This window comes from Vallitalea sediminicola (assembly GCF_054408565.1).
In genome coordinates, this window is record NZ_BTPT01000219.1 from 1 (window position 1) to 295 (window position 295).

General features: G+C 28.8%; 1 protein-coding gene. It reads left to right on the forward strand.

The features are described from left to right. The first annotated feature begins 11 nt into the window (after positions 1–11). On the forward strand, positions 12–155 hold the full coding sequence (locus tag ACX6CF_RS26490; protein WP_458788379.1) for a helix-turn-helix domain-containing protein: 144 nt from the start codon (positions 12–14) through the stop codon (positions 153–155). The last annotated feature ends 140 nt before the right edge of the window (positions 156–295 follow it).

A 295-nucleotide genomic window follows, 5' to 3' on the forward strand; every position in this document is an offset into this window, starting at 1 on the left:
AACACCTTCTAATAGAAGGTGTTCCAGTTACAGATGCTTGTTATTTAGTTGGTTTTAATGACTATTCCAACTTCTATAAAAAATTCAAGAAAATCGTTGGATTATCTCCAAAAAAATATGTTAAGGACTTTACTTATATCTCAAAACCTACATAGCATATCTATTTACTAGCATTTTTTTACTAATCTGATACCTAATACTAGATATATAATTCCCATCAACAATAATACTAATACAGGCGTAACTATGGATTCTATCCCATGCCCATACATTATCAAATCTTTTATACCTTCAA